The 25,186-nt window shown below is 62.7% G+C and carries 25 protein-coding genes and 3 tRNA genes; 14 read left to right on the top strand and 14 right to left on the bottom strand.

The annotated features are described in order from the left end of the window. Positions 1-20: 20 nt before the first annotated feature. The 3 genes from K1X15_RS06860 to K1X15_RS06850 form a co-directional block, all read right to left on the bottom strand. Positions 21-668, bottom strand: a complete 648-nt coding sequence (locus K1X15_RS06860; RefSeq protein ID WP_220306746.1) for a protein-L-isoaspartate O-methyltransferase family protein — start codon at positions 666-668, stop codon at positions 21-23. 100 nt (positions 669-768) lie between these two features. Continuing rightward, the gene (locus K1X15_RS06855; protein ID WP_220306745.1) at positions 769-951 is read right to left on the bottom strand and encodes a hypothetical protein; all 183 of its coding nucleotides are present in this window, start codon (positions 949-951) and stop codon (positions 769-771) included. A 234-nt stretch (positions 952-1,185) separates the two neighbouring features. Further along, a tRNA-Cys gene (locus K1X15_RS06850) sits at positions 1,186-1,259 on the bottom strand. Positions 1,260-1,413: 154 nt separating this feature from the next. On the opposite strand from K1X15_RS06850, the gene K1X15_RS06845 reads away from it, so the two are divergent. The 10 genes from K1X15_RS06845 to K1X15_RS06800 all read left to right on the top strand — a co-directional run bounded on the left by K1X15_RS06845 (position 1,414) and on the right by K1X15_RS06800 (position 10,383). Beyond that, positions 1,414-1,626 (top strand): hypothetical protein, encoded by a 213-nt coding sequence (locus tag K1X15_RS06845; protein ID WP_220306744.1) that lies wholly within the window; start codon positions 1,414-1,416, stop codon positions 1,624-1,626. Positions 1,627-1,701: 75 nt separating this feature from the next. Continuing rightward, a complete protein-coding gene (locus K1X15_RS06840; RefSeq protein WP_220306743.1) occupies positions 1,702-2,889 on the top strand; it encodes a benzoate/H(+) symporter BenE family transporter in 1,188 nt (395 codons plus the stop codon). After that, on the top strand, positions 2,886-3,497 hold the full coding sequence (mobA, locus tag K1X15_RS06835) for a molybdenum cofactor guanylyltransferase (protein WP_220306742.1): 612 nt from the start codon (positions 2,886-2,888) through the stop codon (positions 3,495-3,497). The genes K1X15_RS06840 and mobA overlap by 4 nt, the downstream gene beginning before the upstream one ends. Positions 3,498-3,592: 95 nt before the next feature. Then, positions 3,593-3,668, top strand: a tRNA-Asn gene (locus K1X15_RS06830). A 97-nt stretch (positions 3,669-3,765) separates the two neighbouring features. Next, the gene (locus K1X15_RS06825) at positions 3,766-4,986 is read left to right on the top strand and encodes an MFS transporter (RefSeq protein ID WP_220306741.1); all 1,221 of its coding nucleotides are present in this window, start codon (positions 3,766-3,768) and stop codon (positions 4,984-4,986) included. Further along, positions 4,983-5,435: an SRPBCC family protein gene (locus tag K1X15_RS06820; RefSeq protein ID WP_220306740.1), complete on the top strand. Its 453-nt coding sequence runs from the start codon at positions 4,983-4,985 to the stop codon at positions 5,433-5,435. Before K1X15_RS06825 ends, K1X15_RS06820 begins: the two co-directional genes overlap by 4 nt. 55 nt (positions 5,436-5,490) lie before the next feature. Beyond that, complete coding sequence (locus K1X15_RS06815; RefSeq protein WP_220306739.1) at positions 5,491-6,903, top strand: cryptochrome/photolyase family protein; 1,413 nt, start codon at positions 5,491-5,493, stop codon at positions 6,901-6,903. A gap of 164 nt (positions 6,904-7,067) precedes the next feature. Then, a complete protein-coding gene (locus K1X15_RS06810) occupies positions 7,068-8,114 on the top strand; it encodes a cysteine synthase A (RefSeq protein WP_220306738.1) in 1,047 nt (348 codons plus the stop codon). 95 nt (positions 8,115-8,209) lie between these two features. Further along, positions 8,210-9,661, top strand: coding sequence for a cardiolipin synthase (gene cls / locus K1X15_RS06805; protein ID WP_240549679.1), 1,452 nt, complete (start codon positions 8,210-8,212; stop codon positions 9,659-9,661). Between the two features lie 8 nt (positions 9,662-9,669). Beyond that, positions 9,670-10,383, top strand: a complete 714-nt coding sequence (locus tag K1X15_RS06800) for an alanyl-tRNA editing protein (RefSeq protein ID WP_220306737.1) — start codon at positions 9,670-9,672, stop codon at positions 10,381-10,383. A 17-nt stretch (positions 10,384-10,400) separates the two neighbouring features. Here K1X15_RS06800 and K1X15_RS06795 read toward each other — a convergent pair whose 3' ends face one another. The 5 genes from K1X15_RS06795 to K1X15_RS06775 form a co-directional block, all read right to left on the bottom strand. Beyond that, positions 10,401-11,528 carry an amino acid ABC transporter substrate-binding protein gene (locus tag K1X15_RS06795; RefSeq protein ID WP_220306736.1) on the bottom strand — a complete coding sequence of 376 codons (1,128 nt, stop codon included), beginning with the start codon at positions 11,526-11,528 and terminating at the stop codon, positions 10,401-10,403. Between the two features lie 44 nt (positions 11,529-11,572). Continuing rightward, positions 11,573-12,373: an amino acid ABC transporter ATP-binding protein gene (locus K1X15_RS06790; protein WP_220306735.1), complete on the bottom strand. Its 801-nt coding sequence runs from the start codon at positions 12,371-12,373 to the stop codon at positions 11,573-11,575. A 5-nt stretch (positions 12,374-12,378) separates the two neighbouring features. Beyond that, positions 12,379-13,506: an amino acid ABC transporter permease gene (locus tag K1X15_RS06785; RefSeq protein WP_220306734.1), complete on the bottom strand. Its 1,128-nt coding sequence runs from the start codon at positions 13,504-13,506 to the stop codon at positions 12,379-12,381. Positions 13,507-13,515: 9 nt separating this feature from the next. Beyond that, on the bottom strand, positions 13,516-14,706 hold the full coding sequence (locus K1X15_RS06780; RefSeq protein WP_220306733.1) for an amino acid ABC transporter permease: 1,191 nt from the start codon (positions 14,704-14,706) through the stop codon (positions 13,516-13,518). 111 nt (positions 14,707-14,817) lie between these two features. Beyond that, positions 14,818-15,834 (bottom strand): amino acid ABC transporter substrate-binding protein, encoded by a 1,017-nt coding sequence (locus tag K1X15_RS06775; protein WP_220306732.1) that lies wholly within the window; start codon positions 15,832-15,834, stop codon positions 14,818-14,820. 217 nt (positions 15,835-16,051) lie between these two features. Between K1X15_RS06775 and metC the strand changes: the two genes are divergently transcribed. Beyond that, a complete protein-coding gene (gene metC / locus K1X15_RS06770; RefSeq protein WP_220306731.1) occupies positions 16,052-17,239 on the top strand; it encodes a cystathionine beta-lyase in 1,188 nt (395 codons plus the stop codon). On the opposite strand, the gene K1X15_RS06765 is transcribed toward metC, so the two are convergent. Further along, positions 17,221-17,958 (bottom strand): phosphatase PAP2 family protein, encoded by a 738-nt coding sequence (locus tag K1X15_RS06765; protein ID WP_220306730.1) that lies wholly within the window; start codon positions 17,956-17,958, stop codon positions 17,221-17,223. The genes metC and K1X15_RS06765 overlap by 19 nt on opposite strands. Positions 17,959-18,061: 103 nt before the next feature. Between K1X15_RS06765 and K1X15_RS06760 the strand changes: the two genes are divergently transcribed. The 3 genes from K1X15_RS06760 to K1X15_RS06750 all read left to right on the top strand — a co-directional run bounded on the left by K1X15_RS06760 (position 18,062) and on the right by K1X15_RS06750 (position 19,495). Beyond that, positions 18,062-18,138: transfer RNA gene (locus K1X15_RS06760), tRNA-Pro, on the top strand. Between the two features lie 89 nt (positions 18,139-18,227). Beyond that, the gene (locus tag K1X15_RS06755) at positions 18,228-18,533 is read left to right on the top strand and encodes an ETC complex I subunit (protein ID WP_220306729.1); all 306 of its coding nucleotides are present in this window, start codon (positions 18,228-18,230) and stop codon (positions 18,531-18,533) included. 98 nt (positions 18,534-18,631) lie between these two features. Further along, positions 18,632-19,495, top strand: coding sequence for a TraB/GumN family protein (locus K1X15_RS06750; protein WP_220306728.1), 864 nt, complete (start codon positions 18,632-18,634; stop codon positions 19,493-19,495). Between the two features lie 45 nt (positions 19,496-19,540). Here the strand turns inward: K1X15_RS06750 and K1X15_RS06745 are convergent, their stop codons facing one another. From K1X15_RS06745 to K1X15_RS06725, 5 genes are all read right to left on the bottom strand, one after another. After that, positions 19,541-20,692, bottom strand: a complete 1,152-nt coding sequence (locus tag K1X15_RS06745; protein ID WP_220306727.1) for a Gfo/Idh/MocA family protein — start codon at positions 20,690-20,692, stop codon at positions 19,541-19,543. Between the two features lie 112 nt (positions 20,693-20,804). Beyond that, positions 20,805-21,863 carry a sugar phosphate isomerase/epimerase family protein gene (locus K1X15_RS06740; protein WP_220306726.1) on the bottom strand — a complete coding sequence of 353 codons (1,059 nt, stop codon included), beginning with the start codon at positions 21,861-21,863 and terminating at the stop codon, positions 20,805-20,807. Positions 21,864-22,032: 169 nt separating this feature from the next. Further along, positions 22,033-23,175: a Gfo/Idh/MocA family protein gene (locus tag K1X15_RS06735; RefSeq protein ID WP_220306725.1), complete on the bottom strand. Its 1,143-nt coding sequence runs from the start codon at positions 23,173-23,175 to the stop codon at positions 22,033-22,035. Positions 23,176-23,177: 2 nt separating this feature from the next. Beyond that, on the bottom strand, positions 23,178-23,927 hold the full coding sequence (locus K1X15_RS06730; RefSeq protein ID WP_220306724.1) for a sugar phosphate isomerase/epimerase family protein: 750 nt from the start codon (positions 23,925-23,927) through the stop codon (positions 23,178-23,180). A gap of 173 nt (positions 23,928-24,100) precedes the next feature. Then, positions 24,101-25,183, bottom strand: coding sequence for an ABC transporter ATP-binding protein (locus K1X15_RS06725; protein ID WP_220306723.1), 1,083 nt, complete (start codon positions 25,181-25,183; stop codon positions 24,101-24,103). Positions 25,184-25,186: the final 3 nt, after the last annotated feature.

Genomic DNA, 25,186 nt, shown 5'->3' with positions numbered 1-25,186 from the left:
ATCAAAACGCAACACCCTGACTAGAATACGAAGACCTCCGGCGCCGCCGCCTGTTCCAGCAATGGCAATGTCGCATTGAAAGACGACCGCGTAACGACACCTGCGGACGTTCTCGTACTCAGCGAAGCAATCCCAGTAGGCCCCTGACGCACAATGCAAACCAGCCGTCCATCTGGGGCCAGAAGGCGAATCAATGCGTCCGGAACCTCATCGACGGCTCCCTCGATGATTATGGCATCAAAAGTATTGAAATGTTGTGCCGAAATATCGCCGGCCCTGATTTCAACATTGGCGATCCCGAGGTCGCGCAAGGTGGTGCGCGCCGCTTGCGTCATTGCGGGGTCCGAATCGAGCGCAACAACTTCGCGCGCCAGACCAGCCAGGACGGCGGTGGAGTAGCCATTGCCCGCACCATGGTCGAGCACGCGATCGGTCTCGCGGATGCCCGCAAGCTGCACAAGGCGCGCGAACACGGCGGGGGCCGGCAAAACGCGCCCATTGCCCACGGGATGGGGCGCGTCGGTATAGGCGAGCGCGCGGCGCGCGGCGGGAACAAACAGTTCGCGCGGAACCCGCCTCAGAACCGAGAGCAGGCGCTGGTCCGTGACCGCGCTCGTTTCGATCTGATTGTCGACCATTGCCCTGCGGGCAGCTGCGTAGTCAGCCAATGGCACACTTCCGTCCGGGTTGGCATATGCTGGACGTGAATATGCTCAAGAGCGGATGAAACGCAACCTCCAAGGCCGGGCCGGGACGAAATCGGCTCTGTCACCCGGTGCCCGGGCGTGACTTATCCCCAGCCGGGTCGCCATCCGCCTCCGCATCGTCCGGCGTTGTCGGCTGGTCCTGCTCCGCGCCGTCAGGGCGGTGGCCAAGATCATCGATATTGTCGTCCTGCTGCTCGCCCGGATCGGTTTCGAGCGGCGCTGGGGTAGATTGCTTGCTGGGCATCGAGTGTCTCCTGCGTGCCAATCGGGCTTGGGAGAGCAACTGCGACCGGGGGCGCGATGTTCCATCACGCTGGCGGTGCATATCAAAAGGCCCCGGAGGCTATTCGCCTTCAGGGCCTCTTATCGGTCTTCGATATGTTTCAATCGCGTTCCGACAAGACTGAAACGCGCGAATAGCCGGCCGGTTCCGGAAATTTCCAGAAAAATGGGCGGGGGAGATGTCGAGGTGGGGAGTTGGAGGCCGCGTCCGGAATCGAACCGGAGTACACGGATTTGCAATCCGCTGCGTAACCACTCCGCCACGCGGCCTCTGGGACGCAGTACCTATTTGACGGCAATCGCTTATGCAATAGGGTGATTGGCACGGGGCGCACTTTCCGGATGGCTTCGCCCCGCGGATCGCTCCGGCAGCGGCCTGCGGCTTCTGCGAACCATGATGATCCCAGGGAGATCGGGACCATAGATGCAGTTCAAGGTGACCTCGGCCTATTATGACGAGGCGAGCAAATACCTGGTCTATACGGCGACCGGTGAACGTGACGGCGCAAAATATACCGTATCGTCGCGCGTCAAATGCCTCAAGGCGCCCACGACACCGGAGCGCCTGCATATGGTGGTGCTGCTGGCGCTGACGGACCAGTTCAAGCGCCCCAGCCCCTCGGGCAAGCGCGGCTAGGACCGGGCTACTCGCCGGTAGCGCAGCGGAGCGCAAGCGACTAGCTTCGCACCACCTCAGTATCCGGGAATCGCCATGACTGCCGACGCCACCAGCCCGCAGCGGGCCGACCTTGCCCAGCCGATCTTTGCAGGCGCGCTGGCAGCGGTCGTGGGTTCGGCCAGCACCTTCACCCTCGTGCTTGCCGCACTGGCCGCGGCCGGTGCATCCCCCCAACAGGCGGGATCGGGCCTGCTGTCTATCTGCATGGCCATCGGCCTGCTCAACATCGTCATTGCCTGGCGCGTGAAGGTCCCGGTGAGCTTTGCCTGGACCACGCCCGGCATGGCGTTCCTGCTTACCGTCGGTGAACCGCCGGGCGGGTTTCCGGCGGTCGCGGGCGCCTTTGTCGTCTGTGCGGGGTTGATCGCGCTGACAGGGCTGATCCGGCCGCTGGGGCGTGCCATCGCGGCGATACCGGCGGCCATTGCCAATGCGATGCTAGCCGGCATGCTCCTTACGCTGTGCCTTGCCCCCATCAATGCCGTGGCGGAAATGCCCTGGCACACGCTGCCGATTCTGGTCACCTGGGGCCTGGCCCTGCGATACGCCCGCCGCTATGCGGTGCCCCTGGCGGTGTGCGCCACCGCGATCGTGCTGGTCACGACGACGCATCTGCCGGCGGGCACATTCGACGGCGCCTGGCCCATGCTGGTGCCCGTCATGCCCGTCTTCACGCTGGATGCAATCGTGCGCATCGCCCTGCCCCTCTATATCGTGACCATGGCCTCGCAGAACCTACCGGGCATAGCGGTCATGCAGAGCAATGGTTTCAGGGTGCAGCCCGCTCCGCTCTTCGTTATCACCGGTCTATCGAGCGCGGCCACGGCCTTCTTTGGCGGTCCGACCGGCAATCTCGCCGCCATCACGGCCGCCATCTGCGCCGGTCCCGAGGCGCACCCTGATCCCGACAAACGGTGGCCGGCACCGGTGGCGGCGGGTTTCACCTATGTCCTGTTCGGCCTCACCGCCAGCCTCGCGGCCGCCTTCATTGCCGCCTCGCCCCCCCTGCTGATCCAGGCAGTGGCGGGACTGGCGCTGTTCTCGAGCCTGGCCGCGGCACTAGGCGCGGCCCTTGCCGAAGAGCAGTCGCGCCTGCCAGCGATCCTTACCTTCGTCGCCACGGCTTCCGGCGTCACCATCCTGGGCGTGGGCGCACCATTCTGGGGGTTGGTCGGCGGCATCGTCCTGCTCCTGCTGCTGAGGAGGACTGGCCGATCGTGAACGCGGTGGGACTGATTCTGGCAGGTGGCAGCGGCAGCCGGTTGGGATCGGTTCGCAAGGCGGACTTGCGGCTTGGTGGCCAGACCCTGATCGAACGCGTCGTGGCGAGGCTGCGCGTGACGGCACCGCCTTTGCTTATTTCGACCGGCAGAGCTGCCGAGGACCTCACAGCGTTCGGAACGCCAGTGGGGGACCTGGAACTGCCGCTCGCCGGACCGCTGGCCGGCCTCGCCGCCGCGGGACAGCTTCTGTCAGGACGGGACCCGGAAACCATTGTCGTTACCGTTGCCGTGGACACGCCCTTCCTGCCGCCCGACTATGTCGAACGCCTGGTCGGAGCCATCGCTGGGGGCGCGCGCGCAGCCCAGGCCGGATGGCAAGGCAATGGCTATCCCACCAATGCCGCCTGGCGTCTGGCAGACCTTGTCGACCTGGCCGCAGGGATCACTGCCGGAACCGCACCCAACAGTCCCAAAGCCCTGCTGCGGGAGCACCACGCCATGATGGTCGATTGGTCCGGCAGCCACGCTGAAGATCCGTTCGCCAATCTCAATACGCTGGCTGACCTGGTGGCCCTTGCGGGGCGGGCCTCCCTCCAACCGGCGTGACAACTTATTCACAAGAGGCGTCATTAGGGGCTTGGCAAACCGGATCGGTTTGGGTACACGGACCTCGCCTTCGCCAAGAGGGCGCACGAAAGTGTTCCGCGATAGCTCAGTTGGTAGAGCGTTCGACTGTTAATCGAATGGTCGCTGGTTCGAGTCCAGCTCGCGGAGCCATTTCCCTCCAAATCACTCCAATGATTGTGCCGCCGAGATTGCTCTTGCGCGCGCGCTGTCGTAGGACGGCAGCAATCCGTTCCCGAAGCGATTTTGCATGACCACCATTGCCGCCGCCCCTGCGCCGGATGCGCAGCGCACCGCCTTGTCCATCATCCTGGCCGTCAGCGGCGCGCATTTCCTCAATGACCTGCTGCAATTCCTGCTGCCGGCGCTCTACCCTTTGTTCAAGGAGAACTATGGGCTGAGCTATCTGCAGATCGGCCTGCTGACCCTGGGCCAGCAGATTACCGCCTGTATCCTGCAGCCAGTCTTCGGGCTTTCGGGTGATGTTCGCCCCAAGCCCTATTGGCTGGCCCTGTCCATGGCGATCGTGGCGGCCGGGGTGGCGATGCTGGCCGCGGCAAACGGGTTCTGGCTGTTGTTCCTCGCCGCTGTCGTGGTCGGCACCGGATCGGCTTTGTTCCACCCCGAAGCGTCTCGCGTGGCCCGGATGGCCTCGGGCGGGCGGTTCGGCCTGGCACAATCATTGTTCCAGGTCGGGGGCAATGCCGGCACCGCACTGGGGCCACTGGCCGCAGCGCTGATCCTGCTCCCCATGGGCCAGACAAGCGTCTTCTGGTTCCTGATCGTGGCCGCGCTGGGCCTGTTGCTGATGACCCATGTGGGGCGCTGGTTTGTGGATCACCAGCGGCAATTGGCCACGCGGCCCGTGATTGCCCTCCGCAAGCCGGCGCTGTCGCGCCAGCGGCTGATCGTGGCCTTTGCGGTGCTCGGCGCGCTGCTGTTGAGCAAGTTCATCTATATCGAGGGCCTCAAGAGCTATTACGCATTCTTTCTCATCGAGAAATTCGGCCTGTCGGCGCAGGAGGCCCAGTTTTATCTGTTCGCCTTCCTCGGCGCTGTGGCGGCCGGGACTTTCATCGGCGGGCCGGTGGGCGACCGGTACGGGCGGCTGGCCGTCATCTGGGTTTCCATCCTGGGCGCCCTGCCCTTCACCCTTGCCCTGCCCTATCTCGACCTGTTCTGGACCTGCGTGATGAGCGTGATGGTCGGCCTGATCCTGTCCTCGGCGTTTTCGGCCATGGTGGTCTATGCCCAGGAACTGGTTCCGGGAAAGGTCGGCATGGTCGCCGGATTCGTCTTCGGCTTCGCCTTCGGCATCGGCGCGCTTGGCGCGGCGGCCATGGGCGCCCTGGCGGACTGGATCGGCATCATCGCCGTGTTCCAGATTTGCGCCTTCCTGCCCATACTGGGTATTCTGACCGTTCTGCTGCCCAAGACGGCCGAACTTCACCCTGAAAGGACGCCAGCATGAGCAATGGCATGGACGCCGACAATGAAAGCCAGATCACCCTGACGCGGACCATTGCGGCCCATGTGTCGGATGTCTTCGCCGCCTGGACCGACCCCGCGCTGATCGAGCAGTGGGAAGCGGACGAGGCCGAGTTCGACGCGTTCGAAGGCGGGCAGTACCGTTTCGTGACCTTTGCGGAAGACGAGGACGAGGCCGACCACGAGGTGAGCGGGGAAGTCCTGACCTTCGTCGAGGACGAGCGGCTGGTCTTGTCCTGGATCCACAAGGGTGACGAGGAGGACGAAGAACTGATCTTCGTGCTCGACATTGCCTTCATGGCGATCAGCGACGACAGCACCCGCATCACGCTGACAGAGCGCGGCCTGCCCCATGCCGATGCCCAGACGCGCATCTTCTCGATGGAAGCCTGGAGTGCGGCGCTGGAAGAACTGGCCGAGTTGATGGAATAGGGCTGAACCACCCGCGTCGCCCAGCCGTAGTGCTGGCGATGTGAGGAGGTTCGCCGTGTCCACTGCCCTGGTCTGGCTGCGCAACGATTTGCGCCTTGCTGACAATCCCGCCCTGGCGGCAGCGTGCCGCGACCATGACAGGGTGATCGCCCTTTACATCCACGAGACCGACCTCGCCCTGCGCCCCATCGGTGCGGCGGCGCGCTGGTGGCTCCACCGGAGCCTTGAGGCCATGGCGCATGCCCTGGCGGGGATCGGCGTCGTGCTCAAGGTGGAGACCGGCGAGGCCGAAGCCGTACTGGCATCGGCGATCAGCGGGAGTGACGCCGGCGCGCTTCACTGGAACCGCCGCTATGGACCGGCGGAGCGCAAGCTCGACGCCGGGATCAAGGCGCGATTGCGGGCAAAGGGCATCGAGGTGGCCTCGCATCCGGGCAATCTGCTGATGGAGCCCTGGCTGATCCAGACCGGTCAGGACAAACCCTATTCGGTGTTCACGCCATTCTGGAAGACGCTAAGGAATCAGGAGATCGCGCGTCCGGTCGCGGCACCGTCGGGCCGGGCCGTGCGCGCCCCTGAGGTCGATTCCGGCTATCGACAGCCGGGCTGGGCGGGCAAGCTGGCGACCCATTGGTCCATTGGCGAGGCGGCCGCTCAAGATCGCCTTGAGAAATTTCTCGAGGATTGCGTTGCCGACTATCCCGATGGCCGCGACTTTCCCGGGCGCGCGGTAACGTCGAAACTGTCGCCGCATCTGCGCTTCGGGGAGATCAGCGCGCGACAAATCTGGCACGCGGCGCAGGCCTTCATCCACGCCCATCCCACCAAGGCGGGTGCCGTGGACAAGTTCCTCTCCGAACTGGCCTGGCGGGATTTCAGCTATCACCAACTCTATCATCGCGCCGATATCGCCACGACGCCGATGCAGCCGAAATATGAAGACCTGAAATGGAGGCATGCCCCGGCACAGCTGAAGGCCTGGCAGGCCGGGCGAACCGGCATTCCCATCATCGATGCCGGCATGCGCGAACTCTGGGAAACCGGCTATATGCATAATCGCGTCCGCATGCTGACCGCATCGTTCCTGACCAAGAACCTGCTGCTCGATTGGCGCAGTGGAGAATGCTGGTTCTGGGATACGCTGGTCGATGCCGACGAGGCCAATAATCCGGCGAGCTGGCAATGGGTTGCCGGCTGCGGCCTGGACGCAGCGCCCTATTTCCGCATCTTCAATCCGGTAACCCAGGGCGAACGCTTCGATCCCGAGGGCGAGTATGTGCGGCGGTGGGTGCCCGAACTGGCCCGCCTGCCTACCAAGTTCATCCATGCGCCCTCGGAGGCGCCTGCATCCACTCTCAAAGAGGCCGGCGTCGGCCTGGACGAGACCTATCCCCGGGCCATCGCAGATCTCAAGCAGACGCGGCAACGGGCGCTCGATGCTTTTGGCGCGCTTTCGGCGGAACCCTGATCGGCGCAAGCCGCGAAAATCTATTCTCTGCAAGGAGCGGCGGGAGACTGCCCCTTGCGCGGTGGTCGCTTCGCGGGAAAAGCACTGCCGAATCCGGCGCTTGGCGCTTGCCGCAGCGGCATCGCCACCCTACGGTAAGGTCCTGTCCTCCCAGAAATAGATCCATGGCCAAGCACGAAGACCTCATCTCCGCAATCGGCAACACGCCGCTGATCCGTCTCAATCGCGTTTCGACCCTGACGGGCTGCGAAATCTGGGGCAAGGCGGAGTTTCTCAATCCCGGCCAATCGGTCAAGGACCGTGCTGCGCTCTTCATCATCCACGACGCGGTCAAGTCGGGACGGCTCAAGCCGGGCGGGACGATCGTCGAGGGCACGGCGGGCAATACCGGCATCGGCCTGACCTTGGTCGCCAACTCGCTCGGCTTCAAATCGGTGATCGTCATCCCGGAAACACAGAGCCAGGAGAAGAAGGACGCGCTGCGCCTCTATGGCGCGGAGCTGATCGAAGTGCCGGCCAAGCCCTATCGGAACCCCAACAACTACATCAAGATTTCCGGCCGGCTGGCGGACAAGCTCAACGCCGAACTGCCCAATGGCGCCGTCTGGGCCAATCAGTTCGACAATGTCTCGAACCGGCGGGCCCATGTCGAAACCACCGGCCCCGAAATCTGGCAGCAGACCAATGGCCGCATTGATGGCTTCATCTGCGCGGTCGGCTCGGGCGGCACGCTGGCCGGTGTTGCCGAGGCGCTGCGGGCGCGCAATCCCGACGTCAAGATCGGCCTTGCCGATCCCGAAGGGGCGGCGCTGTACGAATATTATAAGCATGGCGAACTGAAATCGTCGGGCGATTCCATCACCGAGGGCATCGGACAGGGCCGCATCACGGCCAATCTTGAGGGTCTCAAGGTGGATATGCCCTACCGCATTCCGGATTCGGAGGCCCTGCCCTACATCTTCGACCTGCTCGAACATGAGGGCCTGTGCCTGGGCGGATCGAGTGCCATAAACATTGCCGGTGCGGTGCGCATGGCGCGGGACCTGGGACCGGGGCACACGATCGTCACCGTGCTCTGCGATTACGGCAATCGCTATGCCAGCAAGATCTTCAACCCGGCCTTCCTGCGCGGCAAGAACCTGCCGGTCCCGCCCTGGATGGAGGGCCGTACGCCGATCGATATTTCGAGCGTCATCGAGCCCGAGGCCTAACGGCCGCCCGACAAGACGGCTCGGATGGTCCAACGGTCATTGTCCGCCACAATTGGCCTGCTAGAGTGCGTGCGCAATTGCACTGAAGGACCATCTTGTTCGGCATAGACGATATCCTGCGCGCCATCGTGGCGGACCTGCACCTGTTGGCGCTGATCATGGGCGGCATCTATCTGCTCGCCATTGTCTGCGCCGTCCGCGAGATTCTCAATTCGCGCACGTCGCAGGGCTCGATCGCCTGGCTGCTGTCGCTGCTGCTGCTGCCGATACCCACGGTGCTGCTCTATCTGATCTTCGGCTGGAAGCTGTTCGACGACTATGCCACCGATCGCATGCAGAATGGCCGCGCCGACCGCCCGCTAAGGGCCAAGGACCTGGCGCTGATCGACCGGGAGACGGACGCCAAATGGCCGGTGCAGGTCCACGTCTCGGAATTGCCGTTTCTCAAGGGCAATGATGTGGAGCTGCTGGTCGATGGCCAGGCGACATTCGACTCGATCTTTGCCGGCATCGAGGCGGCCACCGAATATCTCCTGGTCCAGTTCTACATCGTCCGGGACGACCGGCTGGGCCGGGAACTGGCCGAACGGCTGATCGCGAAAGCCAAGGCGGGCGTGGCGGTCTATCTGCTCTATGACGATTTCGGCAGTACCGGCATGCCCAAGACCTATCGCCACCAATTGCGCGAAGCCGGGATCAAGGTCTCGAGCTTCAACCATCGGCACAAGTTCCTGCGCCTGTTCGGACCGACCCGGATCAATTACCGCAATCACCGCAAGATCGTGGTGGCCGATGGCAAGCATGCCTGGGTGGGCGGGCACAATGTGGGCGTGGAATATCTGGGGGAGGACCCAAAGCTGGGGCGCTGGCGCGACACCCATGTGCGCGTGTCCGGCCCCGCTGCCCTAGGCTGCGCCTTGCTGTTCCGGGAAGACTGGCAGTGGGCTACGGGTGAGCGCCTGCCAAACCGGCCGCCCAAGGAACTGGAGACCTTTGGCGACAACTCCGTCCTGGTCATGGGCAGCGGGCCGGCCGACAAGCTCGAGGAATGTGCAATCGCCTTCACCGATCTGATCGGGCGGGCACGCGAGCGGCTGTGGATCGTCAGCCCCTATTTCGTGCCGGACACCGATATCCGTACCGCCCTGTTTGCCGCACGCCTCCGGGGCGTCGATGTGCGCCTCATGCTGCCGGACAATCCCGACCATGCGCTGGTCTGGCTGGCAAGCATGGCGCACGCGGACAGCATGGTGCAGCACGATATCGCGGTCTATCGCTATACTGACGGTTTCCTGCACCAGAAGGTGGTGCTGATGGACGACCAGATGGCCACCGTGGGCAGCGTCAATTTCGACAATCGCTCCTTCGCCATCAATTTCGAGATCACGCTGTGGTTCACCGACAGCGACACCATCGAGACTGTCGAAGCCATGCTGCTCAAGGACTTCGAGTCCTGCAGGCAGGTGGGGCTCTCCGAAGTTGAAGCCCGGCCCTGGCCGCTCTATCTCGCCACCCAGGCCGCCCGGCTGCTCTCTCCCGTATTGTGAGTGAATTGATGACTGAATTCCTGTTTCGCGACGACGCTTATCTCCAATCGGCCAGTGCCAATGTGACGGCAATCACGACCTCAGGCGGCATCGTGCTGGATCGAACGGTGTTTTATGCGACGTCGGGCGGACAACCCGGTGACAGCGGGCAAATGGTGCGGGCCGACGGTAGCGTTATTACGATTGCAACGGCCGTGCATCCCGATGGTGACAAGGCGCAGATCGTCCATGTTCCGGCCGAGGGCGCCAATCTGCCCGAGATTGGCGAGGCGGTGCGCGTGGATATCGATTGGGACCGTCGCCATCGCCTGATGCGCATGCACACGGCCCTGCACCTGTTGTCGGTGGTGTTTCCCTTCCCGGTGACCGGTGGGTCCATTGGCGAGGACAAGGGCAGGCTCGATTTCGACATGCCTGAGGTCCCCGAGGATTTGGCGGCCCTGGAAGCGGCGCTCAACACCATGGTCGAGGCCGACCATCTGGTGACGACCGAATGGATCACTGACGCGGAGATGGAGGCCCAGGCGGATCTCATCAAGACCATGAAGGTCAAGCCGCCCATGGGCCAGGGTCGGGTCCGGCTGGTGCGCATCGGTGATGTCGATCTGCAGCCCTGCGGCGGCACGCATGTTGCCGGGACAGCCGAGATCGGGCGCCTTGCGCTGGGCAAGATCGAAAAGAAGGGCAAGCAGAACCGCAGGGTCAGCCTGCTTTTTGCCTGACCCGGGCCTAGGGTCCCTCAGCGCACCGGGGGAGCGTAGAGCAGACCGCCATTGCCCCAGAGCGCGTTCTGGCCACGCAGCATGGCCGCGCCCGTCTGCGGGCCGAAATGGCGGTCATAGAGCTCGGAGTAGTTGCCAACGGCCCGGATCGCGTCGGCCATGAAGGTGGGGCGCAAGCCGAGCGCGGTGCCGAAATCTCCCTCTATGCCCAGAATGCGTCGTACGGCTGGCGTCCGGGCGGCAGACAGGGAATCGATGTTGAGGCCGGTGACGCCGACTTCTTCGGCATTGATCAGTGCAAATATGGTCCAGCGGACGATCTTGAACCACTGGTCGTCACCATTGCGCACAACCGGTCCCAGCACCTCCTTGGAGATGCGCTCCGGCAGGATGCGATGAAGGTTCGGCTCCGGCAGTTCGCGGCGGATGGCCTGCAATTGCCGGCCCGAGGCCGAAATGGCCTGGCAGAGGCCCGCCCGATAGGCGGTGGCAAGGTCGGCAATGTCTTCATAGACAACGGGACGAAAGCGCGTCTGGTTGGAGAAGAAGAACTCGTCGAGTGCCTCGGGCTCGCCATTGCTATCGGTCACGCAGATGGTGACATCGTCGAGCTCATAGGCCGAGACCACGCCCATCGACTGCGGCACAAGAAATGCCTGGCCGTCAAAAAATGCCGGCGTCACGTAGCGGGCGCCATAGCGGATGTCGCGTCCCGTGGTCCAGGCGCCGTTGCGCATCAACACATCGACAGCACCGGTCTGCAGCGGCGCGAAACGGGCTTCGCCACGATAGGAACGAAATTCGATGAGGTCGGGATTGCCGAACACGGCCGCCGCCAGCGCCCGGCAAAGGTCCACGTCGAAACCGGACCAGCGTCCATCCAGGTCCTGCTGGGAAAAGCCCGCAAGTGGATTGCTGGCCCCACAAATCAGGAAACCACGCTCGCGAACCGTGTCCAGCGTCTGCGCAGCCGCCTGCTGTGTGGCCAGAGCACACAGCATCGCAGCCAGAAACAGCAATGACTTGAGCAGCTTGATCAACAGAACGGCTTCCAGTTCCCCCTGCCCCATATTGGCAGGCGCGAAATGGGGGTCAAGCCGCAGTCCGGCTTGACCCCCATGTTTCAGGTCCTTCGGCCAGGCCACGTCACCGCTCCGCCGGAGCGGCGTGGCCTGCGGCCACGCCGGCGCTAGTGAAGGATCTGGCTGAGGAACAGCTTGGTGCGCTCGTGCTGCGGATTGGAGAAGAAGGCCTCGGGCTCGTTCTGCTCGATGATCTGCCCCTGATCCATGAAGATCACGCGGTTCGCGACCTGGCGGGCGAAGCCCATTTCGTGGGTGACGCAGATCATGGTCATGCCGTCTTCGGCCAGGCTGATCATGACCTCGAGCACTTCCTTGACCATTTCCGGGTCGAGCGCGGAGGTGGGTTCGTCGAACAACATGATCTTGGGCTGCATGCAAAGCGAACGGGCAATCGCCACGCGCTGCTGCTGGCCGCCCGAAAGCTGCCCCGGGAACTTGTTGGCCTGTTCCGGAATCTTGACGCGTTCCAGGTAATGCATGGCCGTCGCCTCGGCTTCCGCCTTGGGCGTGCCACGCACCCAGATGGGCGCCAGCGTCAGGTTCTGCAGGATGGTCAGATGCGGGAACAGGTTGAAGTGCTGGAACACCATGCCCACCTCGCGACGCACCTCATCAATGCGCTTGAGGTCTGCCGTCAGTTCGGTGCCGTTGACGATGATCTGGCCTTCCTGGTGCTCCTCAAGGCGATTGATGCAGCGGATCAGGGTCGATTTGCCTGACCCCGACGGGCCGGCGATGACGATGCGCTCGCCCCCCATCACCTTGAGGTTGATATCGCGCAGGACGTGGAAGTCGCCATACCACTTGTGCATGCCGATCACTTCGATAGCCACATCGGTGTCAGACACCTTCATATGGCTGGTGTCGATCTTCCGCTCTTCGGCGGTCTGGGTAACATGAGACATTTTGGCTACCTCTTGTGGCCGGTATGGAGACGGTGCTCCATGAATATGGAGTAACGCGACATGCCGAAACAGAAGACCCAGAAGACCATGGCCGCAAAGAGATAGCCGGTGGTCGCCGTGTTGGCCGACTGCCACTCAAGGGCGGAGTCGTTCTTGGTCTTGACCGCCTCTAGCAGGTCCTTCATGCCGACGATGTAGACGAGGGACGTATCCTTGAAGAGCGCAATGGCACTGTTCACGATGCCCGGAATCACGTGCTTGAGCGCCTGGGGCAGGATGATGAAGTACATCTGCTTCCAGTAGCTCAGGCCCAGCGACGCCGCCGCCTCATATTGCCCCCGGGGAATGGCCTGAAGGCCACCGCGCACCACTTCGGCCATATAGGCGGAGGTGAACAGGGTGACGCCGACCAGAGCGCGAAGGAATTTGTCCACCGTCGTGCCCTGCGGCATGAACAGCGGCAGCATGATCGAGGCCATGAAGAGCACGGTGATCAGCGGCACCGCACGCACCAGTTCGATGAACGAGATACAAAGCGTCCTGATCACCGGCATCTTGGACTGGCGACCCAGCGCCAGCACAATTCCCAATGGGAAAGAGAGCGTAATGCCGATCACCGAGAGAATGAGCGTGACCAGGAGGCCACCCCATTTTTCGGTATGGATCACCTTGAGGCCGAACACGCCGCCAGCGAGCAGATAATAGCTGACGATCGGGTAGGCGATCAGCAGCAGAAGCGCATTGGCTCGCTTGAAGGGCGCCTGCGGGATCAGCAGGGGGATGAACAGCAGGGCTCCCAGCGCGAAGACGATGTTTGGCCGCCACTGCTCGGGAATGTCGTAGAATCCGTAGATGAAGAACTCCATCTCCGCCGAGATATAGGCCCAACACGCGCCCGCGTTCGGATCCCGGCACTGCTCCACCGTTCCCCCAGGAAACACGGCGTGTCCAATGATGAAATTGAACAGCGGTGGCACAACCCAGAGCAGGAAGAGCAGACCAAGCACCGTCAGGAGCGTGTCCACTGGCGTGGCAAAGAGGTTCTTCTGCAGCCAGGCCACTGCACCGGTCGTGCGGTTGGGCGCCGGGCGGCTGTCGACCATTTCAGATCGAACGAAGCTGATATCAGTCATCGCACGCTCCTACCGTTCCACCAGCCGCACGCGGCCATTGTACCAGTTCATGATCGCTGACGTCAGAAGCGATAGCGTCAGATAGACGGCCATGGTCATGGCGATACATTCGATTGCCCGCCCTGTCTGGTTCAGCGCCGTGCCGGAGAAGACGTTGACAAGCTCGGGATAGCCGATGGCCGCGCCGAGCGAGGAGTTCTTCGTCAGGTTCAGGTACTGGCTGGTCAAGGGGGGGACGATCACCCGCATGGCCTGCGGAACGATGACCAGGCGCAGCCGGTCGCCCTCCTTGAGACCGAGCGACTGTGCCGCCTCGGTCTGGCCCCTGTTGACCGAGAGGATACCGGCGCGCACCGTTTCGGCGATGAAAGAGGCCGTATAGATCGTCAGGCCGAAGGCGAGTGCCACAAATTCCGGTGGCAATTGCAGGCCACCCTTGAAGTTGAAGCGCTGCAATTCGGGCACTTCGAAAGAGACGCTGGCGCCGCTGACGACGAAGAACAGCGCCGGAATGCCAACCAGAATGGCAACCGAAGTCAGAAAGACCGGAAAGCGCTGACCGGTCGCCTCGAGCCGCTTGCGGGCCCAGTGACGCAGGGCGAACACGCCCAGAATTGCGATCAGCAACCCAAGCCAGACGATCGCGAACTGCTCGTCGGGTATGGGCTTGGGCACCATGACGCCGCGCTGGTTGATGAAGGAGTCAAATGGCAGGGCGATTGAATCGCGCACAGCTGGCATCGCCTTGAGAACCGCGAAGTACCAGAAGAACAGCTGGAGCAGCAGCGGGATATTGCGGATGAGCTCAACATAGACCGTGGCGAGACGGGACACGATGAAATTGGTGCTCAGGCGCGCAATGCCGATGGTGAAGCCGAGCAGCGTGGCAAAGAAGATGCCGATAACGGCCACCAGCAGGGTGTTGAGGATGCCGACCAGGAAGGCTTCCCAGTAATAGGAGGCGCGAGACCATGGCAGGAGTGAGAAGCTGATATCAAAACCGGCCGTCCTCCAGAGGAAGTCGAAACCGGTCGTCTTGTTCTGGGCTGCGAGATTGGCCGCCGTATTTCCGATGATCCAGAAAATGAAGCTGACCAGCAGCACGGCCACAACGATCTGGTAGATGATCCCGCGGATCACCGGATCGTTGAAAAAGCTGGCCCTTGGGGCGAGTCTCCGCCCCGTGTCAATTGTTGTCATGTGTGGCTGTCCCTCGGCCGCAACGCGTCATCTGCACACCCATTGGCGTGACAGTCGACGGAGCAAACAGTCGGGCGCCCCACAAGGGAGCGCCCGACCAATTTGATCAGCTTAGCGGATCGGCGGGGCGTACTGGATGCCGCCGTCTTTCCACAGGGCATTCAAACCACGTTCGAGGCCGATCGGCGTATCCGGGCCGACATTGCGCTCATAGGATTCGGCATAGTTACCGACCAGCTTGATGATCTGGTAGGCCCAGTCATTGTCGATGCCGAGCGGCGCGCCGAATTCGCCTTCAACACCGAGCAGGCGCTTGATGGCGGGGTTATCGGAACCGAGCATCTCGTCGACATTGGCCGAGGTCACGCCGAGTTCTTCAGCTTCGAGAAGCGCGAAATAGGTCCAGCGGGCGATGTTGAACCACTGGGTATCGCCAGCGCGAACCACCGGGCCAAGGGGTTCCTTGGAGATGATTTCGGGCAGGATGACGTGGTCGGCCGGATTGGCGAACTTGGAACGTTCAGCAGCCAGGGCCGAGGAGTCAGTGGTGTAGACGTCGCAACGGCCGTCTTCATAGGCCTTCACGACTTCGTCCTGGTCCACGAACACAACGGTGTTGAACTCCATGCCGTTGGCGGCAAAGTAGTCAGCAGCGTTCAGTTCGGTGGTGGTGCCGGATTCGATACAGATGGCGGCGCCGCTCAGGTCGAGCGCGGATTCGATGCCATCTTCCTTGCGGACCATGAAGCCCTGGCCGTCATAGAACATGGTGCCGACGAAGCTGATGCCCAGCTGCGTGTCACGGCTCATGGTCCAGGTAGTGGTGCGCGAAAGGACGTCGATTTCGCCGGCGGACAGAGCGGTGAAACGCTCCTGGCTGGTCAGCGAGGTGTAACGGACGGCGTCGGCGTCCTTGAAGATGGCTGCAGCAAGTGCGCGGCAATAGTCCACTTCAAGCCCGGTCCACACATTGTTGGAATCGGGAGCGGAGAAACCCGGAACACCACCGGTAACACCGCACTGCACATAGCCCTTGGCCTTGACGTCGTCGAGAATGGCCGCATTTGCTGCCGTCGCGCCGAGGCCCAGCGAGGCCGCGATTGCGATCGATACGAGCGCTTTTTGCATTTATTTGCCTTTTGTTTCCTGACCCTGTGTTTCGGAGCCGACCATTTTCCCGCGACCCCGAGAGCACCACCACCTTTGTCTGGTGGTTTGGATGCTGCTAAGCATGCAACCTTCTATTGTCCGCAACGTCAAGGGCAGAAGCCGCGATGAGGCAGTGAGACTGTCTCTTTTTTAGCCAAGCGCCCGAACCTGAACCGTTTTTGAGCAGTTATCGATCATGTCCGACCATTCCCCGGAAAGTCCCTCCTTTCACTCAGTGGAAACGTTGCTCACGCATGCCGGGCGCACCCCGGACGATCAGTTCGGCTTCGTGAATACGCCGGTCTATCGTGGCTCAACAGTGTTGTTCAAAACGCTCGCCGACCTCGAGGCGCAGGCCCAGCCCTATCTCTATGGGCGCGCTGGCAACCCGACGACGGCCTCGGTCGAATCGGTGGTGAACGCGCTCGAAGGCGGCTTTCGCACCAAGCTGGTGCCCTCGGGCCTGGCGGCGATCACCATAGCGCTGATGTCCTGCCTCAAGGCCGGCGACGACGTCCTGATCACCGACAGCGCCTACGAGCCCGGCCGGAAGTTCGCCGATGGCTTCCTCGAGCGCATGGGGGTCAGCGTTCGCTACTATGATCCGCGGATCGGGTCGGGGCTAAGAGAAGTGATGTTGCCCAATACGCGTGCGGTCCTCGCCGAAAGCCCGGGCTCGCTGACTTTCGAAATCCAGGACATCCCCGCCCTGGCGGCCGCGGCCCATGAGGGCGGCGCCCGCCTGATCGTGGACAATAGCTGGGCAAGCCCACTCTATCACAAACCGCTGGCGCTGGGTGCCGACCTCGTCGTGCATGCCGGAACCAAGATGTTCGTGGGCCATTCGGACGCCTTCGCCGGCACCATTTCGGCCACCGAGGCGGCCTGGGCCGATGTCGAGCGCGTGCGGACGCTTTTGGGGTTCTTCACATCGGGGGACGACGCCTATCTGGTGGCGCGCGGCCTTCGGACACTGGCCATCCGCATGCAGGAACACCAGCACAGAGCGCTCGAAATCGCCCGCTGGCTGGAACAGCAGGACGAAGTGACTGCGGTGCTCCACCCTGCCCTGCCCAGCCACCCGGACCATGAGCTGTGGAAGCGGGACTTCACCGGGTCGGGCAGCCTTTTCGGCTTTGTCCTCAAGCCGGCGCCCCGGGCTGCAGTGGCGGCCTTTGTCGACCATCTGCAGCTTTTCACCATGGGCTATTCCTGGGGCGGCTATGAGAGCCTCTGCCTGCCCGTCACCATATCCAAGGCCCGGACGGTGGTGCCCTGGAGCGAGACGGGCAACCTCTTCCGACTGCATATCGGGCTGGAAGGTGTCGACGATCTCAAATCCGACCTGCAGGCTGCCCTTGACCGCTATGCCCGATCGCGCTGAAGCAGCTGACGCAGGCCGGCAAGCGGCTTGAGCACCATGCGGCCGTCGGGCCGTTGTGCGAACAGCCAGTTCCGGCGGGCAAACACATTGCGCACCAGATAGGCTCCCAGCATACCCACCACGACGCCGGCGAAGACGTCGGTGGGATAGTGCATGCCGACGGGGACGCGCGACAGGGCGACGACGACACCAACCACAAGCAGAATCGGAAACAGCGGCGGCCAGAGGAAGCCGAAGACAAAGGCCATGGCGGTCGCGGTGGCCGAATGGCCGCTGGGAAAGCTCTGGAATGTCCAATCGTTGATGAGATTGTGAAAGGAAAAGGCGCCCGACACGTCGAATTCGGTGGGGCGGCCGCGCCCGACGAGCCGCTTGAGCAGATTGGTCAGAAGCCCGGGCACGCCAACGCCCAGAAAGATGAACGTCATGACGAGGGCCAGTTCGCCGGTGGCCTGGCGCCAGACGCCGCGCAGGGGAAACATGGCCAGGCGCAGCAATATCATCAGCACGAGGCTGGGAATCAGCACCCAATCGGACAGGCCATAATCGGTGATGAAGAAAAATGGCGCGCGCCAGGCGTCCGGCCAGCCGATCGCTCCGCGGGACAGCGCCACGTCAGTCATGGCCAACAGGGCCAGTATGACGAGGATCGAAACCAGGAAGAGCGGCCACGACCGGCGATCAAGGCCAAGCGGCCACGGCTTTTGGAGATCGAACATGGCAGTCTTGTCCTCCGTCTGCCTCGCGCTCGTCAAGTCGTTGGCAAAGCTGCAAGTGGCCTTGCCCTTTGCCGCTGAACAGGCTAACGGAAAGGCGCGATTTCGGAGTGTAGCTCAGCCTGGTAGAGCACCGGTTTTGGGAACCGGGGGTCCAAAGTTCGAATCTTTGTACTCCGACCAATCGCATCGATATTCCTGGCGCATCGGATCGCCCGAAAACCGCGTTGCACTTTTCGGTCCGATGCTGTGCATCGTGTTGAGGACTTTGCATGACTGCCCGCATCTATCGCCCCGCCCGCAATGCCATGCAGTCCGGCAAAGGCAAGTCCAAGCAATGGGTGCTGGTGCATGAGGCGACGGCGCCCCGCAGCATCGATCCGCTGATGGGCTATACCAGCAGTTCCGACATGGCACAGCAGATCAGGCTGTCCTTCGCGACCCTGGAAGAAGCCGAGGCCTATGCACAGCGCAACGGCATCCCCTATTCGGTGCAGCCGGCGCATGAGCCGACCCCCAAGCGGGTCAGCTATCCGGACAATTTCCGCTCGGATCGCAAGACGCCCTGGACGCACTGAGATCGAGCTCTCGAATAGATTCCATCAAGCGCCGCAAGAGATTGCGGCGCTTTGTTTTTCTGCGCTAGGTTTGGCTCGAACCGATCGGAGCCACATCCATGAAATCTCGTCTGGCCCTGGGCGCGTTGGCGTGGACGCTTTCCGCGATCGCCTGCATGGCTGCCCCGGCCCTTTGGCAGGTGCGTGACGCCGACAGTTCCGTCTGGCTCTTCGGGTCCGTGCACCTGCTCAGTCCGGAAACGAACTGGCGCAGCACGACGCTGGACAAGGCAATCGACAAGGCCGACAGAGTCTATTTCGAGACCGATCTCAGCGCGGAAGCACAAGTGAGAATCACCGCCCTGACCTTCGAAGTCGGCTTCAACAAGGACGGCCAATTGCTGAGCGATGTCATCGGCCCCGAATTGACCGATCGGGTGCGCGAGGCTGCCGAAAGCTATGGAATCCCCATGGCCGCACTCCTGACCATGCGCCCCTGGATGGCGGCCATGACGCTATCGTCCGGCCCGATGCTGGATTCCGGCTATGAAGCGGCGCTGGGTGTCGAAGCAGTGATTTCCGCCCAGGTTCCGGGTGGCCGGCAGGCATATCTCGAGACGCCCGAGCAGCAGCTCGACTTTCTGGCGGGCGGGAGTCTCGAGGAGCAGATCGGCATGCTCGAGGCCACGCTGGACACGCTCGGCGCGATGCAGACGGATCTCGACGCCCTGGTCAATGCCTGGGCGGCCGGTCAACCCGAGGAATTGGGTGCGCTGTTTACCGAGCAGATGGGGGACTTCGACCAGGGCATGGTCGACCGGCTTATCGACCTGCGCAACGCCAATTGGGTGGATCAGATCGACGCCATGCTGGAGCGCAATGAAAACGCGCTGATCGTTGTGGGCGCCGCTCATCTGACGGGCACGAGCAGCGTGGTCAGACTGCTCGAAACGCGCGGCTATATCAGCAACCGCGTTCAGTAGCAGGCCGGCAGCTTGCGCCGCCGGCCGTGAAATCCCGGTCAGTGCTCAAACGTCAGCGAAGCGGGTCCACTTGCTGTCATTCTGGCTGGACTTGACCGAAGCGGTGATGAACTGCATCCCCTCGATGCCATCGGCCATCGTCGGCAGCAGGCTTTCGTAGTCTGCACCCTCGCCCCGGATCACGGCGGCAAACTGGCTGTACAGCGTGGCGAAGGCTTCGAGATAGCCTTCGGGGTGTCCAGCGGGAATGCGGACATTCATGGATGCCGCAGGCGGCACGGAAATCGATCCGCCACGGGTGATCAACTGGCGCGGCTTGCCGAACTCGGTGAACCACATGTAGTTCGGATTTTCCTGGCTCCATTCGAGCCCGCCCTTGTCGCCATAGACGCGCAGCTGCAGGCCATTTTCCTTGCCCACGGCAACCTGGCTGGCCCAGAGCATGCCCTTGGCTCCACCCTCGAAGCGCAGCATGATGTGGACATTGTCGTCGAGCTGGCGGCCCGGAACGAAGGCCGTGAGATCGGCCGAGACGGCCTCGGTCCTAAGGCCGGTGACGAAGCGGGCGAGGTTATAGGCATGGGTGCCGATATCGCCGATGCAGCCGCCGGCGCCGGAGCGGGCCGGATCGGTGCGCCAGGCTGCCTGCTTATTGCCTTCATCGGCGGCCTCGGTAAGCCAGTCCTGCGCATACTCGGCCTGGACGACCCGAATCTTGCCCAGGGCGCCGGAGGCGACCAGTTCGCGGGCCTGACGGATAAGGGGATAGCCGGTATAGTTGTGGGTGAGCAGGAATTTCGCGCCCTTGGCCGGCTTAATTTCTGCCAGCTTGCGCGCGTCTTCCAGGGTGGAGGTGATCGGCTTGTCGCAGATCACGTGAATACCCGCCTCGAGAAAGGCCTTGGTGGGCCCGAAATGCATATGGTTGGGCGTCACGATCGAGACCGCCTGAATGCCATCCGGGCGGGCGGCTTCGGCCTTGGCCATCTCCTCATAGGAGGTGTAGATGCGATCGTCGGCGAGGCCCAGGTTCCGACCGGACTCCCTGGCCACTTCCGGCCGCGACGACAGGGCGCCCGCTACCAGTTCGTAGTCACCATCGATGCGGGCCGCGACGCGGTGCACATAGCCGATAAAGGCTCCCGTGCCGCCGCCGACCATGCCCAGGCGAATGCGCTTTGCGCCGTTCTCAGCCATTTTTCTCTCCCTGTTCCGCGATGTCTTCCGCGTCGGGACCACCCGGTCCGACCGGGTGGTCCATAGAATGCCCGATCAGGCGGGGCAATGACGACGCAGCTGATTTCCGATGTTACGACAGACCCAGCATCTTGCGATTGGCTGCCTTGTCGGTGCCGCCACTGGCGAAATCGTCAAAGGCCTTTTCGGTGACACGGATGATGTAGCTCTGGATCAGCTCGGCACCCTCGCGCGCGCCATCCTCCGGATGCTTGAGGGCGCACTCCCATTCGAGCACGGCCCAACCCTGGAAATCATTGGCGGCCATCTTGGCAAAGATCGCCGGGAAGTCCACCTGGCCGTCGCCGATGGAACGGAAGCGCCCTGCCCGGTTCACCCAGCTCTGGAAGCCGCCATAAACGCCCTGACGACCCGTCGGATTGAACTCGGCGTCCTTCACGTGGAAGGCCTTGATGCGATCCTTGTAGATGTCGATGTAGTCGAGATAATCGAGCTGCTGCAGCACGAAGTGGCTCGGATCATAGAGCAGATTGGCGCGCGGATGGTTCTTCACGCGATCGAGGAACATCTCGTAGGAGACGCCATCATGCAGGTCTTCGCCGGGGTGAATTTCGTAGCAGACGTCGACGCCCGCCTCGTCGAAGGCGTTGAGGATCGGCGTCCAGCGGCGGGCCAACTCGTCGAAGGCCTCTTCGACCAGCCCGGCGGGGCGCTGTGGCCAGGGATAGAGATAGGGCCAGGCCAGCGCGCCCGAAAAGGTCGCATGCGCATTGAGGCCGAGATTCTGCGAAGCCTTGGCGGCGTTCATCATGGTCTGGACAGCCCATTCCTGGCGGGCCTTGGGATTGCCATGGACGGAAGCCGGCGCAAAGCCATCGAAGGCCGTATCATAGGCGGGATGGACGGCGACCAGCTGGCCCTGCAAATGCGTCGACAGTTCGGTGATCTCGAGACCGTGGGAATTCACCACGCCCTTGATCTCGTCGGCATAAGCCTTTGAATTCGCGGCCTTCTCCAGATCGATGAAGCTGGACACCCAGGTCGGGATCTGCACGCCCTTGTAACCCAGGCCTGCAGCCCATTTGCAGATATTGTCGAGATTGTCGAAGGGCGCCTTGTCGCCGGCAAACTGCGCCAGAAAAATAGCGGGGCCTTTGATCGTGGTGGCCATGGGGTCTCTCCTCTTGCCGCCCCGAGCACCGCATAGCCGGGGCATTCCCAGTCTTGTCAGTTTGCGGGTTGCGTTCCCGCATATGTGAGGGGCGGCGATCACTCGCCGCCCTGACATGTCAGACGATAATCTTGACCGGCCAATATCGCCTGTCAATGATGTACGTTCGTCAGGCCCGCAGCAGAGCCCTGGCCTCGTCGATACCGAGGGCGCGAGGACGCTCGCAGGTCGTGGTGAGCGTCAGCACCTGGCCGGTCTCGCCCGCCTTGAGCAGCCCGGTCATGACTTCGACGACATGCAGCGCCACATCCAGGCCGCAGCGGGCCGTCTGGCCGCTCTCGATCGAGAGCATCATGTCTGCAAGGCCGGCACAGCGATAATTGGCGCGCGGATTGTCCTTGTCGAGGTCCTGGTTCGGCTTGCCGAACGGGTGGTCCCACGGCGATACCGGCGTGCGGATACCTTCGATGCCGGTCGTGACCAGGTCACCGCCGAAGAAGTTCGGATCGGGCACGAAGATCGATCCGTCGGTGCCATAGAGCTCGATATTGTGGTGGCCATGCGCGGCCACGTCCCAGCTGGCGCCGATGGTGACGATGGCGCCCGAGTGGAATTCGAGCACGCCATGGATGGTCGTCGGGGTACCGACCTTGATGACGCTGCCCTTATAGGGGCCTTCGGCACTGACGATGCGTTCGGTCCGGGCCATGTTGGTGAAGGCCGAGAGGCGCTTCACCGGGCCGAGCAGGTGCACCAGATCGGTGATGTAATATGGGCCGAGATCGAGGATCGGGCCGCCGCCGGGCTGGAAGAAGAAGTCTGGATTTGGATGCCAGTGCTCCATGCCGCGGCTCATCACATGAGTGGTGCCGCTCATGATCTTGCCCAGCTTGCCCGAGTCGATGATCTCGCGCGCCTGCTGGTGTGCACCACCAAGGAACGTGTCCGGAGCCGAGCCGACCTTAAGGCCACGCTCGTCCGCAGCTTTCTTGAGGGCGAGGCCTTCTTCGACGGAGAGCACAAAGGGCTTTTCCGAATAGGAGTGCTTGCCGGCCGAGACGATGTCCATCGACACCTGATAATGCGTCGAGGGGATCGTCAGATTGACGATGACATCGAGCTCGCTGTTCTTGAGCAGTTCATCGGGCGTCTGGGCGGCGACGCCGAATTCCTCGGCGCGCAGCTTGGCGGCTTCGGGGCGGATATCCGCCACCGCCCGCACTTCGAGACCCTTGAACAGCGGCGCGAGCCGGAGATAGGCGGCAGAAATATTGCCGGCACCCATGATGCCGACGCCATAGGTCTTGGCCATTGTCAGACTCCGTAGCCCTTGAGTGCGGCTGCAGCATTGCGGGCAAAGCGAATGGCGTCGCTCGGCTTGTCATGCTCGGCAACGAAATAGCGTGCCTTGGTCTTGGCCTTGATCTCTTTGATGTAATTCGGCCAATCCAGGGTACCGGTGCCAACATCGGCCCAGCCATCCTCGTCGGTCTTTTCGCCGGCAGGGGCGATATCCTTGACGTGAACGGCCGTAATGCGATTGCCGAGCTTTTCCATCCAGAAGATCGGGTCTTCGTTGGCGCGGACGACCCAGGCAAGGTCCATTTCCCACTGGGTGTCGGGGGAAGCATCCAGGATCAGCTCCATCGGCGTCTTGCCGTTGGCGTCCTTGCCGAACTCCCAGTGGTGGTTGTGATAGCCAAAGCCCTTGCCGGCGGCCTTGAAGGCAGCGGCGATACGAGCAAGACCTTCGGCGAACTCCTGCCAATTGCCGCCGCCGGTGCGGAACGCCTCGGAGGGCGGCGCGGGGCAGAAGACCGTCTGAATGCCGACGGTTTCGACGATGCGCAGGGCGGCATCGGTGTCCTCGAGCTGGCCATAGCCCATATGGGCGGTCGGCATGGTCAGGCCGGCGTTCTTAAGGCTCTGCGCCAGGGCGGCAGGGTCGGCGAACTGACCGCCCCACCCTTCGACCTGGGTGTAGCCCAGGCCCGCCAGGGTCTTGAGGGTGTCGTCCAGAGACGCCTCGTTGCGTGCGCTGTAGAGCTGGTACGAAAAGTCCATGATTGGCCTCGTCTAGGAAACTGGAATGCGGTGTCGCGTCGGACCGGGTGATAGCCTGGCCAGGGGCTGGCGTCGCCGCGCCCGGACAGATCGACTGCCGCAAAAGTAATGCGAATAGTGTGAGATGTCGGAACAGCGCCCTTGGGCGCCGTCCCTCAACGCGTCGGGGTCAGCTAGAGCCGTTCTTCGGTGCCCAAGTCGAACATGGACCCGCGGGCGATGTCGAAGCCCAGCGTGACCTTGTCACCGGACCTGATCTCGATGTCGCTGCTGCAGCGGAACGTCACCGACACGCCGGCAACAGTGGTCCAGGCCAGGGTCTCGGACCCCATCGGTTCCACAATCTCGATCTCCGCTTCGGTCCGGAAGGGCATGCCTTCGGCCGCTTCGCCGATGAAGATGTGCTCGGGGCGAACGCCCAGGATGGCCTTGGTCGCGCCCGACCGCGGCGCCACATATTCATAGGAACCGACCGGGATGGCGGTGCCGTCATTGGCCGTGAAGGTGGTGCCGTCGAGCGTGCCTTCGATGAAGTTCATCGAAGGCGAGCCGATGAAGCCAGCCACATAAAGGTTGACCGGCTTGTTGTAGATGGTGTGCGGATCGGCCAGCTGCTGGATGACACCATTCTTCATGATGGCGATGCGGTCGGCCAGCGTCAGAGCCTCGATCTGGTCGTGGGTCACGTAGATCATGGTGTTCTTGAGGCGCTGGTGCAGGCGCTTGATCTCGACGCGCAGGTCCGAGCGGAGCTTGGCATCGAGGTTGGACAGCGGCTCGTCGAACAGGAACACGTCCACGTCGCGCACCAGGGCGCGACCGATGGCGACGCGCTGGCGCTGGCCGCCCGAGAGGTTGGCCGGCTTGCGCTGCAGCAAGGGCTCGATCTGCAGGATTTCGGCTGCACGCTTCACGCGCTTGTCGATCTCTGCCTTGGGCATCCCCGAAACGCGGAGGCCAAAAGACAGGTTCCGTTCGACGCTCATCTGCGGATAGAGCGCGTAGGACTGGAACACCATGCCGATGCCGCGGTCCTTGGGCTCTTCCCAGGTGACGTTCTTGCCGTTGATGAAGATCTGGCCGTCGGAAACGTCCAGCAGGCCGGCAATGCAGTTCAGAAGGGTCGACTTGCCGCAACCCGAAGGCCCGAGCAGGACGATGAACTCGCCCTGGGCGATATCGAGATTGAGGCGTTCAAGAACCTTGACGCTGCCAAAGTTGAGCGAGAGGTCTTTGATGGAAACACTTGGTTGCATCGG

Source organism: Devosia salina (assembly GCF_019504385.1).
Classification (GTDB): Bacteria; Pseudomonadota; Alphaproteobacteria; order Rhizobiales; family Devosiaceae; genus Devosia; species Devosia salina.
The sequence above is the reverse complement of the archived record's forward strand: the minus strand, read 5'-3'. Positions and strand labels throughout refer to the sequence as shown.